The sequence below is a fragment of the Desulfosporosinus sp. BICA1-9 genome, assembly GCF_000802135.1.
This window is the reverse complement of record NZ_JUEE01000150.1, coordinates 1-14,432: the sequence shown is the minus strand read 5'-3', so window position 1 is coordinate 14,432 and position 14,432 is coordinate 1. Positions and strand designations below refer to the sequence as shown.

16 protein-coding genes and 2 pseudogenes are annotated in these 14,432 nt (G+C 41.9%); 4 read left to right on the top strand and 14 right to left on the bottom strand.

All coding sequences use genetic code 11. From position 1 onward, the window contains the following. Window positions 1-740 precede the first annotated feature (740 nt). From JL57_RS18625 to JL57_RS18575, 12 genes and pseudogenes are all read right to left on the bottom strand, one after another. A complete protein-coding gene (locus JL57_RS18625; RefSeq protein WP_034143479.1) occupies window positions 741-1,601 on the bottom strand; it encodes an ABC transporter permease in 861 nt (286 codons plus the stop codon). Continuing rightward, window positions 1,601-2,509: an ABC transporter ATP-binding protein gene (locus JL57_RS18620; protein WP_034143478.1), complete on the bottom strand. Its 909-nt coding sequence runs from the start codon at window positions 2,507-2,509 to the stop codon at window positions 1,601-1,603. Before JL57_RS18620 ends, JL57_RS18625 begins: the two co-directional genes overlap by 1 nt. A gap of 156 nt (window positions 2,510-2,665) precedes the next feature. Beyond that, complete coding sequence (locus JL57_RS18615) at window positions 2,666-3,070, bottom strand: DUF3021 family protein (protein WP_034143477.1); 405 nt, start codon at window positions 3,068-3,070, stop codon at window positions 2,666-2,668. 10 nt (window positions 3,071-3,080) lie between these two features. Then, on the bottom strand, window positions 3,081-3,518 hold the full coding sequence (locus JL57_RS18610; RefSeq protein WP_034143476.1) for a LytTR family DNA-binding domain-containing protein: 438 nt from the start codon (window positions 3,516-3,518) through the stop codon (window positions 3,081-3,083). 233 nt (window positions 3,519-3,751) lie between these two features. Further along, complete coding sequence (locus JL57_RS18605) at window positions 3,752-4,402, bottom strand: response regulator transcription factor (protein ID WP_034143475.1); 651 nt, start codon at window positions 4,400-4,402, stop codon at window positions 3,752-3,754. Further along, window positions 4,395-5,546 (bottom strand): sensor histidine kinase, encoded by a 1,152-nt coding sequence (locus JL57_RS18600; RefSeq protein WP_034143474.1) that lies wholly within the window; start codon window positions 5,544-5,546, stop codon window positions 4,395-4,397. Before JL57_RS18600 ends, JL57_RS18605 begins: the two co-directional genes overlap by 8 nt. 132 nt (window positions 5,547-5,678) lie before the next feature. Beyond that, the gene (locus tag JL57_RS18595) at window positions 5,679-6,449 is read right to left on the bottom strand and encodes an MFS transporter (protein ID WP_291300253.1); all 771 of its coding nucleotides are present in this window, start codon (window positions 6,447-6,449) and stop codon (window positions 5,679-5,681) included. 52 nt (window positions 6,450-6,501) lie between these two features. Further along, window positions 6,502-6,639 (bottom strand): annotated as a pseudogene (locus JL57_RS34815) (uroporphyrinogen decarboxylase); the annotation flags it as partial. 153 nt (window positions 6,640-6,792) lie between these two features. Beyond that, on the bottom strand, window positions 6,793-7,968 hold the full coding sequence (locus tag JL57_RS18590) for a nitrate/nitrite transporter (RefSeq protein ID WP_045691702.1): 1,176 nt from the start codon (window positions 7,966-7,968) through the stop codon (window positions 6,793-6,795). A 232-nt stretch (window positions 7,969-8,200) separates the two neighbouring features. After that, complete coding sequence (locus JL57_RS18585) at window positions 8,201-9,178, bottom strand: uroporphyrinogen decarboxylase family protein (RefSeq protein ID WP_034143472.1); 978 nt, start codon at window positions 9,176-9,178, stop codon at window positions 8,201-8,203. A 143-nt stretch (window positions 9,179-9,321) separates the two neighbouring features. Next, window positions 9,322-9,954: a corrinoid protein gene (locus tag JL57_RS18580; protein WP_034143471.1), complete on the bottom strand. Its 633-nt coding sequence runs from the start codon at window positions 9,952-9,954 to the stop codon at window positions 9,322-9,324. A gap of 62 nt (window positions 9,955-10,016) precedes the next feature. Beyond that, window positions 10,017-10,820, bottom strand: a complete 804-nt coding sequence (locus JL57_RS18575) for a methyltetrahydrofolate cobalamin methyltransferase (protein ID WP_034143470.1) — start codon at window positions 10,818-10,820, stop codon at window positions 10,017-10,019. A 258-nt stretch (window positions 10,821-11,078) separates the two neighbouring features. On the opposite strand from JL57_RS18575, the gene JL57_RS18570 reads away from it, so the two are divergent. Further along, a complete protein-coding gene (locus JL57_RS18570; RefSeq protein WP_034143469.1) occupies window positions 11,079-12,320 on the top strand; it encodes a CdaR family transcriptional regulator in 1,242 nt (413 codons plus the stop codon). Between the two features lie 120 nt (window positions 12,321-12,440). Here JL57_RS18570 and JL57_RS34810 read toward each other — a convergent pair whose 3' ends face one another. Continuing rightward, complete coding sequence (locus JL57_RS34810) at window positions 12,441-12,593, bottom strand: hypothetical protein (RefSeq protein ID WP_291300252.1); 153 nt, start codon at window positions 12,591-12,593, stop codon at window positions 12,441-12,443. Window positions 12,594-12,809: 216 nt separating this feature from the next. Here JL57_RS34810 and JL57_RS18565 point away from each other — a divergent pair, with 216 nt between their 5' ends. Then, window positions 12,810-13,100, top strand: coding sequence for a type II toxin-antitoxin system prevent-host-death family antitoxin (locus tag JL57_RS18565; RefSeq protein WP_034143468.1), 291 nt, complete (start codon window positions 12,810-12,812; stop codon window positions 13,098-13,100). After that, window positions 13,078-13,395: a type II toxin-antitoxin system RelE/ParE family toxin gene (locus JL57_RS18560; protein ID WP_034143467.1), complete on the top strand. Its 318-nt coding sequence runs from the start codon at window positions 13,078-13,080 to the stop codon at window positions 13,393-13,395. Before JL57_RS18565 ends, JL57_RS18560 begins: the two co-directional genes overlap by 23 nt. 607 nt (window positions 13,396-14,002) lie before the next feature. Here JL57_RS18560 and JL57_RS34805 read toward each other — a convergent pair. Further along, window positions 14,003-14,086 (bottom strand): annotated as a pseudogene (locus JL57_RS34805) (thioredoxin); the annotation flags it as partial. A gap of 80 nt (window positions 14,087-14,166) precedes the next feature. On the opposite strand from JL57_RS34805, the gene JL57_RS18555 reads away from it, so the two are divergent. Beyond that, window positions 14,167-14,432 (top strand): DUF3102 domain-containing protein (locus tag JL57_RS18555; RefSeq protein WP_291300254.1); only part of this gene is annotated, 266 nt, incomplete at its 3' end.

Below are 14,432 nucleotides of genomic sequence, written 5' to 3'. Positions count from 1 at the left end.
AACAGATGCCGAATACAGATTTCAACCAATCTCCGGAACTGATTGAAAAGTTTGTTCCTTGGTCGAAAGAGCTACCAGCTAACTGCTACAAAACTAAAAATTAGAAATTCATGTCCAACCTTAGGGTTGGGCTTTTTCTTTGCTTACGTGCGTAGCATTTGACAATTACGGTTTAGGTATGTGCAGTTTAGTTTTTAGTAGTACACTCCCCATATTGTTCTTCCCCCGCTATTCTCTTTTTCATTAGTATTCTTAAAACCAATTGAATTTTCCTTCCTTTCAATATTGATAATTGCAGATTTTTAATCAAGACTACGTTCTGGACGTCGTCGAAATTAAACCGGTTAAACCGAGGTAAGAGAAGGAAAATGGCCTACCGAAGAGTAAATGACCGGTAGGCCTAATGCATTGTTAATCATATAGAACTTGAATGCCAAATAGCTACAAAATTTCATCCTCTATCGTAAAAAGGCACGTCAACAATGTCTAACGATTGCTAAACAGAGAAAACCCTAAAAAAGATGCAGGACATATTTTAGCAATAAATATATCCCCAATAGACCAAAGACTATAATTGTACCAACTGCTTTTCCTGCAAAAAATCTATTCATGCTCTTATCCCCTTTTATATCAAATTTTAAAATTAGTATTCCCACAAATGCTATACCAAAAACAATAGTTATCGGCATTAAGCTTGGAGATGTTTTATTGTTTAAGGCCATGCCGATAAAAGTTCATGCTTACGCTTTTCTTTTCCTTGAAACATTCCATAATGCAAGGGCAAAGAATGCAAAAGTGATACTAATAAGAACTACTATATGCGTAGTGGTTGAGGCAGTGTATTCTCCGTAGGTATAGGCGACACCCATCATTTCCTTGAATTCGGAAACGTTACTTTCTGGAACACCCGCAAAGGTGATGGCAACCGGTTCTTCAAGCATAATTTGCCGCATAAGTGCGCCAGCATGAGATATTGGAAACAGTTTTACTACCCATTGCACTGCATTAGGTAATGTTCCGATTGGCAGATAAATACCTGTCAAAAAGCCTATAAGAGTTCCTAGAATAGTGCTTGCTGTTGAAAAGGCACTTGTCGTCGAAAAAAAGCTGACAAGAAAAAACACCATAGAGCTGGACGCCATTACAGAAATCAGCATTACGCCCAAAAACTTCACCATAGAAACGAATGATAAAACTGTTCCGCCGCTAACAGAGATATATAGTTCTCCGATTACAAAAGTGATGAAACTCATTATGATACCAACAACAAATGCACTAAGAATGTATCCACCGACTATTTTGCTTCGTTTAATCGGTGCTGAATAAAAGTCCTTGCTGTTTTTTCGTGCTCTGTCCTCAACCATTATCGCAAAGGCTCCCATAGTCGTAGTAATAGATGCTACCGATACAATGCCTGCGATAATCCAGTTCTTCATAAGGTTTTCGGCTTCCGATAAACCCTCTGGGATATTATCTATCCAAACATCACCCAAGAACAGTACATATATGCCTATAATGATAAACACACTTAAAAGAGAAAAGAAAACGGCGCTTTTCTGGCGAAAGAATATCTTTAAGTTGCGTACAGCGAAATTTAACATTAGTTTTTACCTCCTGTGATTTTAAGGAAAACATCTTCCATGGAGCCGTGAATGACCTCAAAGCTATCTATATACGGCTTAGCTTTTTCCAATAACGGAATTGCTGCAACAGTATCAGCTATGTCGGCGGTAATTAAACCGTTTTTTATCGTGTATGTCATTTGCTCACGGTCTAATAGTTTTATAACTGCGTCCCTGTCTTTGGTCTTTATATGGATTCTGTCAGAACTGTATTGTTCCTGCAAATCGTAAGGAGTGCCTTTGGCCGCAATCTGCCCGTGGTCTATAATGATGATGTAATCGGCTGATGCCGCTTCCTCCATATAGTGGGTGGTGAGAAACACGGTCATGCCCGTGTTTTTTTGCAGCTCAAATATGGTCTGCCAAACACCTTCTTTAGTTTTTGGGTCCAGGCCAGTTGTCGGCTCATCTAAAAACAGGATTTTTGGAGTGTTTACAAGCGCACGAGCAATATCTGCTCGTCGCCGTTGCCCTCCCGATAGCTCCCCATACGGGCGATCGATAAACTCCATAACGTCCGCTGTGAGTGCAGCCATTCTTACAGCTTCTTTGATTTTTAGTTTGCTCATTCCATAGAAACGTGCTCTTGTTGTCAAATTTTCTCTGACTGTTAAAAGTGAATCAAGCACACTGTCTTGAAAGACAACACCTATTTTATTTCTAATGGCGTCATCCTCTTTACCTAGGACATGACCGTCAATTGTTATCTGTCCGCTGCTCGGCTCAAGTAGGGTGCATAGTATATCAATTGTTGTTGATTTACCTGCCCCGTTCGGACCCAAGAACGCAAACAGCTTCCCACCTTCGACATAAAAATCTATTTCTTTGATCGCCTTGATTTCACCGTAGGTCTTTATTAAATTTTTGACTGTTATAATATTGGGCATTTCAAAGACTCCTTTCTTGTGTCTGCTATTATCATATCAATGTAATTTTTGTTCACAATAGGTACAGAAGTGAGATGACTTTAGCAAAGAGTAAGATAACAAAAAGGCAAAGTAAAAAGCCGACGAATTTCCGTCGACTTGAAAATAGTTGTTGATCTACTTATTTCGTTTGATAGTTTTGTTGATTTGATTCGCAAAGTCAACAATAGTGAAATACCCAATCGCATAAGTAATTACAAACGCCGGAATTAAAACAAGGCTAATATTGGCTATGGCTATCCAACCAAAAGGGAACATTCCAAACAAACAGCCTTCCACAAATACCACGCTATAGCAGATAAGCACCCGTATCAATGCGTCCACAGCCATCGAACTTTCAGCCAATTTGTCCCCAATTTTTTCGCTAAAAAACATCAACACAGAAATTGACAAAGCCATAGTAAATAGTTGCAAAACAATGCTTTTTGACAGCTCTGGCACCATATCGAAGGTTGAGAATAGCGCAAACAATAACACGATTGCGGTGAAGCTGGAGCAAGTTATAATGACAATCTTTTTCATCTATTACCTCCTATTGCTCAAATTTATCGCGGAAGCCTTTTATGTAGTGTTTAGAAATAATCACCTTTTCATCGTTTTTTAATATCGCTTCCAATCTTCCGCTAAATTGCGCCCGTACAGAAGTAACTACTGCTGTGTTCAAAATGCTACTTTTGCTAATCCTTATAAAAGGAGTATCCTCAAGCTGTACTTCAAGTTCATATAGTTTTTTGTCACAGCTATACACATCCCTTTCGACATATAGAAACGTTTTGTTGTCAACTGTATCAAAATAATAAATATCCTCTAAAGCAATAGGAAGTGTCACACCGTCTTTTTCAGCTGTAACAGAAAATGAGAACAGCCTGATTTGTTCGATAAGCCGCTTTAAACGTTCATCCATAAGTCCGCAGGTTATTTTGATTACGGTTTCCTTGCAGTCCAAAGACTGCTCCACAAGTAGCTTCAATCCCGCTCTCCTTTCTCTGAAAGATTTATAATAATTCTACCATAGTAAATGCAGTTTTCAATGACGGTAACAGTAAGATAACCTGAATCACAAGTAAGATTCAGGTTATAGAACAACTCCCTGTGCTCAGCATTTAGTCACGCCCCTTAAAAATAGAAAACCCCTCACCTTAATAGTAAAGATGAGGGAGGCGCTGCACATCATACTAGAGATAGAGTTTTCTCTAACCTAAGTCATGTCTTTTGCGACAGGATAGCCAGTTGTGTTCTGTCCCTAGCCCCAAACTTGGCTAACAAACTGCTGACATGATTTTTCACGGTTCCTTCGGTAATATACAAGGCAGAGGATATTTCCGCGTTGCACAAACCCTTGCCAATCAATCTTAAGACTTCTTTCTCCCGGTTTGTCAGTTGATCAAAACTGCCTCCGGACAAATTGTCAAGGACGTTCCCCATTCCCTGGGTTGTAATCCTTTCAAGAACTTTTACCGTCACATCGGGATGGAGACAAGCACCTCCGGCATGTACTACCCTGATGTTCTTACATAACTCGTCAGGCTCCATATCTTTAAGCAAAAAGCCCTTGGCGCCGTTCTGTAAGCCTTCAAAAATCAGCATTTCCTCATTAAAGGTTGTCAGAATTAACACCTTGGTATCTGGAAACCGCCGACTGATTTCTTTGGTTGCCAAAATACCATTCACTACCGGCATACGTGCATCCATCAGTACAATATCGAGCTTAGTCTGCTCGCAATAGTCCAGAGCCTCTTGCCCATTGTGACAAACACCCGTAACTTCAAAATCATCTTCCAGTCGAAGAATGGTGTTTAAACCTTCGCAGACAATTGGTTGGTCATCTACAATCAGAATTCTGATCTTATTCATTATTTTCCCCCCGCCTGTCTATGCACCCTTCGATTTTAAAGCCAATACCGCTCCCTGACTGAAAAGAAACAGTGCCGCCAAGAGCAGAGATTCTGTCTTTCATACCCTGTAAGCCGTTTCCTGCTTCAATCCTGTTTGTGCCGCAACCATTATCCCAATAGGAGAAATACAGTAATTCCTTGTTGGAAATTGAAATTTGAGCACGGTCAGCCTTGGCGTGGCGCAAGGTGTTGGTAACCGCTTCCTGAAAAATTCGATACATATTGAACTGTAGTTGGCCAGAAAGCCCATGAGCCTGGGTTTCAATGTCAAGCTCAAGGTCAAGCTCCAATCCTGTGAGTGCCCGGACTTCCTGGACCATTTCCATCAGACGGGAACTCAAATCAAATTCAAAATATGACTCCTTTTTTGTCAAAACCAGTTCCCTCACAGACTGAAGGGCTGTCCGAGAAATCTTGATAGCTTTATCCCAGTAGGTTTTTCCCGCTTCCACGTCATGGGTGGTCAGCTTTTTTCCGGCTTCGAGGGTCAAAACCAAACCAGTCAGGTGATAACCCAGACTATCATGTATTTCACCGACTATTTGCCTCCGCTCCGCTTCGGAGGCCAAGCTTTCGCTTAATTCCATACTTTTTTGCAGTTGAAGGTTGGAGTATCTAAGTTCTTTTGTTAATTTTTTATAGGCCAGCCTTTGTTCCCGCTGCCTTCTTTCACTAAAAACCAGACCAAATATAAAAACATACAGAAGTAGTTCACCAATTCCCGGAAACTCCAATTGCCCATATTCTCTTAACTCGAATAGTGCGATAGTTCCTGCACCAACCGCCGTGGTAAGTATAGCGTAGGCAATGAAAAATGGTTTTGGTAAAATTGCTGTTCCTTCTGTCAGATAGATCACAAATAGTTTATCAAATCCGCCATTTGGGCAAAACAGGGAGAAAACGATAGTCAAGATTAAGTCCAGAAGCAAAGTAATTATGTTCACTTTCCTACTGTTATACTTATAGTAACTGCGCCAACAGCCGCTGACCAACAGGGCCAGCGCAATTAATACCAGTAGGATGCTTATTGGGTTTTTTTGTAGTACCCTAATAAAAACCAAGGAATACAAAACGATTTTAACTCCGCTTAACCAAATAAACATGTATCAACCCTCAACCTTTTTCTTCCCAACCTCAATTTCTTCGAAAAATGGCCTCTTTACAATTTGTTCTCCACTCATGGATAATTTACCTTTATTTGGACTTCAATCCAATAAGGCTACCGTGAATAGGCGCTATTCTAACGAGACCTTCTGAACAAACGATTTCTTATAGATCAGACTCCATATTACTAAGCTTACAAAGGCAAAAACCACATACATGAGCCCCATAACCCTAACCCTATTTGCCCAGTCCAATGAAATCAGCATCATACCGATGCTAGCAAAGATAGTAAAGGTAAAGGACATGACGGATACAACTGCACCAGTATCTCCCTTTTGTTGCTCCAGCATTAAGTTAGAGGTTGGAGGACGGGTAACACTGCCGGCAAATGTCGCGGGCAATAATGACAATGCGAACAACATCGGGCTCTGACTTCCTATCGTTACGATTAATAATCCACTGAAACAGGCGATAACATAGCTGACTGTGATTAGTGAAATTGGGTTAATTAGCCTTGTTAGTCTCATATAAAGCAAGGGACCAATGACCATAAAAACAGCATTGGCAGCAAAATAATAACTGTAAACCTGTTCACTTAACCCAAATTGATTGACAAAAATGTAGGACGAGGATGAAATGAACGACATTATCGGAATAGCCATTAAGGAAAACGTCAGTAAAAGTACCATTAACCTTGGATTTTTCGCAACAACTCCTAATCTCCCTAAGGATTCTAGGATGCTTCCTTTAGAACGCTGCTCAATGGTTTCTTCCATGGCAATCACTGCGAGGGTGATCAAAAGACCGATCACCGCCAAGACGCTAAATACTCCACGCCATGACGTAAACCTTAATAACAAAGCACCGAAAACCGGAGCGACAATAGGGGCAACCATCGTCATCGAGGTAACTAGGGCTAAAATCGATAAGCGTTTTCTCCCGGAATAACTATCCTTCTATGCCCATCAAGTGATGCGTCATTTCAAAGATACCTGGGGCATAGACTGGTGCGACAAATTCCTCGTTACGGTCAACAGAATTGGCATGGGCAATTGCTGGACCCCATGCTTCATCGGAAGTTTGAACTGGAGGCATAGTGTTAGCAAACCCTAATTAGGTCGTTTAATACTGCGTCCATATCAATCGCCTCCTTTATACTGCCATTTATCGAGAGCGATAAAGGATAGGCCTTCCCCACCTCGCGTAAGAGGAGGAGCATATTTTTGCTCCTCCTCTTTTTGTTTGTTATAGAGCTTGCGAAGCGATAGGAGTCGACTTAGCTCGCGACTTAGCACCCAATTCAGGTAGGAAGAGGGATACCACTCCTAATAATAAAAAGAATAGACTACTTAGGCTAAATAAGAGGCTGAAGTTCGAGCCAGCCAACGGAGTGATAATAAACGCTGGAATAATGAAAGCACCGAGAAGTTGAAGTGTTGCGATCATCCCACCAGCAGTCCCAGCGTATCGAGGGCCTATTTCTGGAAGTAACATGGGGAAGGCCATGAGCAAGGGTGAGCTGATTCCCATGAGAACTCCCAGCACAAAGAGGGTTGCCCACATGATCGCCCCAGTCGGTACAATCCAAGAAGCGTACATGGCGATTGCTCCCAAAATACACACAGGGGCCAAGAAAGGCTTAATTCTGCCAACACGATCTGACATGGCCGGGCCTACAATAGCGCCTAACATATTTCCAATCGTGACAATCGAAGCCATCAAGCCCGCAGTTACTGGGTCCACCCCCCGTACAGCGTTCAAGGCATTGGGTAAAAAACCGCTAAAGGACATGTTCGCGCCCATGAAAAACATCATTCCTAAGCCGACAAGCCAAACGTTTCTGCTCTTGGCAACGACACCTATATACTTGCTCACTGGCATAATCGGCAGATCGGGGGCGCCTTTAGGCTTGACCCTAATCAGTGCCATCCAGGCAATCCATACGACGAGCATGAAAATACCTGCAGTGATGAAGGCGCTTTTAGATGAAGGAAACATCGCAGATGTTGCTAAAGCAACTGTTATACCCGTTGCAGCGGAAGAAAAGTAAAGTCCCATGGCAGTTCCCATCTTCTCCATAGGAAACCACGCTCCAAGTAACTTAGCTGCATTGGCATTGAGGAACGCTGAACTGAGCCCCGCTAAGATCATCATAATAAACATTGTCGTAAAGTCGGTGGCGGCATAGCGGAAATACACTCCGACTACGGAAAAAGCAAACCCTACTGTGACTACTCGTTTCACTCCGAACCGATCTGCCAATGAACCAGCTGCGAGGCTGAGGAGTACAGCTGGTAACATGGGTGCGGACATAATCAAGGCAAACTGTGAAGAAGTAAGCTGCAACTCAGGGATAATCTTGAAAGCCAGGGCTGCAACTTGAAATTGTGCCAGGCATCCAATAAACGTAGCTAAACACATGACACTGAGAATCACCCAACGGTACGACGATGGCTGCGAACTAACATTCGTGGTTTTGATGATTTATCCCCCTTATAACAATTTAAAATAACGTAAAAAGGATGGGTTACCTTAGAAAAATTTGACTAAATAGGGATTCTTCCTGCGCTAGTAAACCCAATTTATCCTAACGTCAAACTTGTTTGGCAACTTTTATTGACAAAGGAAACTTCCGTTTGTTTCAGTAACCTGTCTAGAACGTTTCTTTGTTGATTCTGTCGATCGCTTCACTTGCTGACTCGTATACGCCGGGGAATGAACTTAAATTCAAACCCTGAGTCAAATTCGGAATGAAGTATAGCTTTCCGCAATTTTTGCAAGCTCTCTCGATTTCTTGAGCAACTAATTCAGGTGTCCAGGCTGGGAAATCAACCACACCGCTATCGATGTCTCCCATGAAGGAGATCTGTCCCCCATAGTTCTTGATCAGCTCAGGCGTGTTATTCGTGGTCATGACTCCCTGCCAGATATCGATTCCCATTTCAATCATAAAGGGAACAAAGTTCGCTGCATAAGAATCACTATGGTGCACAATCAGCTCAACACCATTAGCTTTATAGTAGCCATAGATTTTCTTGTAAGCCGGCAAAAAGAACTCTGCGAACATTTCAGGAGAAATGAAAGAGGATTTTTGGCTGCCCCAATCATCATGATGGAAAATGCAATCCGGATGAATTTTCTCGATCAATACCTTGGCCCATTCCAGTTCGCGCTGGGTAAGGGCTTCAATGAATTCATGCATGGCTTCAGGCTCTTCATACAAAGCCATTAAGGCATCTTCCATGCTCATAAGGTGATGGGTCATTTCAAATATTCCGGGTGCAACAAACCCAGTGACAAATTCCTTGTTACGATCAACAGAGTTGGCATGGGCAATCGCTGGACCCCATGCTTCATCGGACGTTTCAACCTTAGGGATTGTCACGTATTGCTTCCAATTGGCGATATCCTTCAACACCTTGTGTTCAGCATCATGCACAGGGAACATGCCCAGTTGGCCTTCTGGCCAATTCCAGGTAATGCCCCAATGATCTTTCCAAATCTGACCATAATTAAATTGAACTCCCATGGGTGCTTCCATGATGATATTCATAAACTCGTACTGATTGACAAATCGATCGGGTTTTCCACCCTTAATCGTTTCCATTAAATTTTGTCTCTTTGTTAACAAAATTTCCGCCTCCTTAATAACATCTAGTAATTTTTTTCGATTTTCGGTCAGTTTTCTTTGTTTCTTTGGTTTCTTTGGCTATCTTTGGCTATCTTTGGTTTTCTCTTCGTTTACACTTGGTTTACGCTTTATATTTTCGTGTTTTACGCTTTTACTAATTCTTTAGCTTTGACAGCGGCACTTCCTGCATCGGGGGCAAAACCATCGGCACCGATCTCATTGGCGTATTCCTGGGTGACTGGCGCACCGCCAACCATGACCTTGAAGCCTGTCAAACCGCTGGCTTTGATCTCTTGAACGGATTGTTTCATTGCGGGCATGGTTGTTGTAAGAAGTCCTGAGCATGCCACTAGGGTTACGTTTTTATTTACTTTGATGGCCTCGATAAATTTAGTTGCCGATACGTCTACGCCAAGGTCGACCACATCAAATCCTGCACTTTCGATCATCATGGCCACAAGGTTTTTCCCGATGTCATGAAGATCGCCTTCCACTGTACCAATAAGGCAGGTACCTAAAGTAGATGAGGTGCCGCCAGTGAGTAATGGTTTTAGTACGTCCACTCCCTTAGACATCGCTTTAGCAGCCATTAGCATTTCAGGTACGTAAATTTCTCCTGCGGAGAATCTGTCACCGACGACGCCCATGGAGTCAATCATAGCCTGGAGAATGGTTTGCACTTCGGCGCCTTCATCCAAGGCCTCCTGCACCAAACCTGGAACGAGTTTCGCTTTTCCTGCCTCTAACATTGCTTTTACTTCTTCGATCTTAGACATTTTTGAGTCCTCCTTAATAATTAAATTGACTACTGACTACTGATGATTGGTTATTGTATTGATTATTTCTTCTGCCCGAATTTATCTTCACGGAATGCTCCGATGTACTCCATGCAGTATTCGTCCTCACCCTTAAGTGCTTCAGTAGCATAGATCATGCCCATCATATCTCTGTTTAACGGGTTAATGATCGCACTGTCCATTCCTGCGTCCATCGCCAAAACGAGGAAGGCTTGATTCACGAGTTTTCTGGCAGGGAGATTATAGGAAATATTGCTTGCTCCTCCGGTGACATGAATGGTCGGATACTGTGCTTTGATTGCTCTAATGACTGCTGTAACTGAATTAATTCCGTCTTCCGAGGTGCAAAGCATTTGTACCAAAGGATCAATGTGCAAGCGGGACGGATCAATGTTATACTCCATGGCTTTGAGCATCAGGGCAGCAAACACTTTCATGCGTTTATCAGCGTCCTGGGGAATTCCTGTGTCATCGTTTAAGAGGGCAACGCACTCCCATTTCGTGTCGGCTATCAGCGGAAATATGACATCAACCTTGTCGCCTTCCATGGATACCGAATTGATCAGACCAGGCTTGTTACAGAACCTCATCGCTTCGGCACAAATACCTACATTCGGGCTGTCGATCGCAAGGGGTGTGTCTGTAACCTCCTGTACCAGATCAATCAGCCACTTGATCGTTTCGAGTTCAAGGCTGTTTTCAACCGATGCACACACATCAATAAATGCAGCGCCTGCCTCTGCCTGAGCTTTAGCCAGATTTCGAATAAAGTCGGCATCCTTTTCAGCGATTGCCTTGGCTACAGAAGGAATTGTACCGTTAATTTTTTCACCGATGATTATCAAGATCGATCTACCTCCATTTCTAAGTTTTGCTTGCTGGGTAATTAGATAGCTTTCTCAAGTAACATTCGCTAAAGTAATGCATTTTCGGTATAATAAAGGTTGCTTAGATGCTGTCCCCACCTCGGATCTGTAGTTATTTGTCTTGATATCTCTACAGTTATTTATTCTTTTTTTTGAAGATTCTCCCTTTGTAAAATTTGACGAAATAGTCTGTAAATAATGTACAAAGTGCACAATCACCTGGCCAAGGAGGTAACTATGGAGGATAATTTGATTCTTTCTCGCTATTCCCTGGAGTTAGTAAAGACACTCAGCAAAGGGTCCGACCTTCAAGCCCTAGTCGATCTAGGCTATCAAATGCTGGGCAACCCTTTTACGATCACTGACCTTAGCGTAAAGCTTCTTGCTTCAACCGGCGAAACATTGGTTACCGATGACCCCGTCTGGAACGAGCTTCAGATAAATAATAATTTTAATTTTGAGACCTATTCGTATTATGTTAAGGAAAGCCTCTTTGACGAAATAGCGAAACATGAAGAACCTTTTTTCTGGCTGGACCCCTACTGTAAATACCCTAGAATTATCGGGGAAATCACTATCAACAAGCGGAATGTGGCTGTTTTGGTGGCTTGCGCCCATAACCAAGAGTTTAGAGAAAGCGACAAAGAAATCGTCTCCATCCTTTGCGATGCCTTTTCGATCGAGCTACAAAAAAATAAGTATAATCATTTATCTCAAGGCTTACTGCATCAAAGCTTTCTGCTCGATCTGCTCGATGACAAGTTTAAAGACGAAAGCAAAATCGATGAACGACTAAAGATATTAGGTTTGAAGTTAAAGCGTAAGCTGTTTGTTATATTCTTAGATACACAAAATTTTGACGCAACAAAGTCAACGCTTCCTTACTTGAGAGAAGAAGTTGAGCTTAAATTAGCGAACGCTAGCGCAGTAATCTATAATAACAACATTGCAATACTCGCCAGTTGTGAAAATGAAATGCATTTTCTGGAGAATGAATCCAAGGTTTTAAGAGAATTCATGATTACGAATAATTTACAAGCAGGAATCAGTCGCTCCTTTACTGACTTAACGGAAGTAAGAGACCATTACTTGGAGTCCGTTGAGGCGCTAAAGCTGGGCAATCTCGTCAAAAAAGAGACTCATTTTTTCAGTTATGCTGATTACCTTATTTATGATCTTATAAATTGTCATGCTGATAACGAAAACTATATAAAGTTTCTGCACCGTTCCATGCTCAAACTGATTGACTATGATAAGAAAAACGGCACGGAATTTGTCCACAGCTTTCATATTTATCTCCGTAATTTTAAAAACATCAAGGATTCGGCTACTGCTTTAAATATCCATCGCAATACCATGTTTTATCGGATAGAAAAGATCGAGAGTATCTTAAATGTCGACCTTAACGACGTTGATATTTTGTTTCAGCTATATCTGTCCTATAAAATCTTAGAAATGACGTTGGAGGTTGGGGTCTGAAATCCGAAGTAAAATCAATGGTTTGACTGTTGGATTAATTAATAACAAGACCTCTCGGGCAAAACGCTCGGGAGGTCTAACTAGGTCAAAACAACAACACTCCGCCCAAAAAGGTTCAACTTAACATAATAGAATTGGAGTAATCGCAATTCCAAAAGGACCGAGCCCTGCCGGCAAATTTGCAATGACCGTATTAATAGCCGTATCGAGCAATGAAACAGTATTATTACTAAAATTGGTGACATAAGCTCGTGAACCGTCGGGGGTAATCATAATTTTCTCCCATCCGCTTACATCATTTCCGATGAGCCACCGAAGCGTGAAAAGGACATGAACGATTATTTGAAAATCACTCTAGGATTGCAGCGCCTACAGGAAATTGAAAGGCTGTAACACAATTTGCGATTGATTTCATAGCATGAAATGGGTATAATATAGGTATAATATGGGTATAATATAGGTATAATATTACTATAAGGAGTTGATACCATGCAGATTAAACCATCCGCAAGCATCCGGCAAAATTATAATGAAATTGCGGCTTTATGCAAGTCCTCCGGTGAGCCTGTGTATCTTACCAAAAACGGCGAGGGCGATCTAGTGGTTATGGATATAGATACATTTGCCCGTCGTGAGAAAATGTTAAAGCTGCGTGAAGAGCTGTTGGCCGTTGAGGAAGATCGTCTGGCCGGCCGCGCCGGAACCATACCGGATGAACTGGACAGCTATCTGGAAAGCATTATTGATGAGGTGGAGCATGGAAAAAAAGCATCAATATAAGGTGATTGTTTCCGACCGTGCCCGTCAGATGCTGGCCGGCCATGTTCTGTCTTTGGCACAGAAAAGCCCGTCTGCTGCGCGTAAGATAAAAAATGATTTGATGGACGCTATTCGCTCCCTCTCCACCATGCCGGAACGTTTTACTTTTCTCAACGCGGAATTTATACCGCTCAATAAATACCACAAATTATTCGTGGAAAAGTGGTATCTGATTCTGTATCAGATTAAGGATCAGACAGTGTATGTTGACTATATCGTTGATTGCAGGCAGGATTATGGATGGCTGGTGCGATAGTATTGCACACCGGTCAACACTTAACCACCACTTGGGCTGTCTCTAACAGGATTTTCCCTGTTGCAATATAAACGCGATTGAAAAGGGTCTTTGAAAGGGATTTCAGCATAAACATCAGCGCCCTTGGTTTTTATTCCTAAGTTTCTTAAAATAAAAGCAGCGGAATATGCAGCGCAGCTATTTCCTTCCTGGAGTTCAAAGTCGTTATATACAGGTAGGTAAAACTCCTAGTTATACACTAACGAAATAGAGTCTTTGCTCGGATATGGGGATAAAACATATACCATTCCAACTAATAAACTTATTATTAATATTGCAATTTTTAATTTGAAAGTGTAAATTTTCATTTTTATTTTGGCCTCCTGTTTAAAGTCTAAACTGTTGCTCTATTACTATAATTTTTGTTCCTGAATCACGCCTAAATGCCAACTGAACGTTTGTTGATCGTTTCCTGAAAGTTTGCTTAAGATCAAAAATTAACGGCTATATACGCCACGAATCAGCGAATATAGCCGTTTGCTACATTTCTTTATTACTCTTTCATGCACAGCCACGCCTTCTCCTTCATTACTAAAGTAATTGCTGGCTAAATATGTCGAGCTTCCTCTTGATATTCTCCACCTTTGAAAAAGAGGATCTGGGGAACTCCTTTGAGTGAAAGTGATTGATATAGCAGCTTGTCTTCTTCAACAGGTTTATACCCAAGCCTTCACCATCCGAAGCCCGTCTACGTATGCTGTAATTAAAGCTACCAAAAAGGCGGGAATCAAAATGAATGAACCCATCACTGAACGTACGCCGCAAGGCATCGCGGCTGAGATTAATAGGATCAAACAACAGACTTGTAAAATCATGCTTACCAATGCCATCGAGGTCGGCAAGCGCCTGAAGGAGGCCAAGGCCTTGCTCCCGCATGGAGAATGGGGAAAATGGTTGGTCGAATCGGTGAGCTATTCCCAGCGCACAGCTAACAGGCTGATGCAGCTCTTTGAAGAATATGGAGATAAACTGTTCGCTTCCACCGATGACGGCGGCAG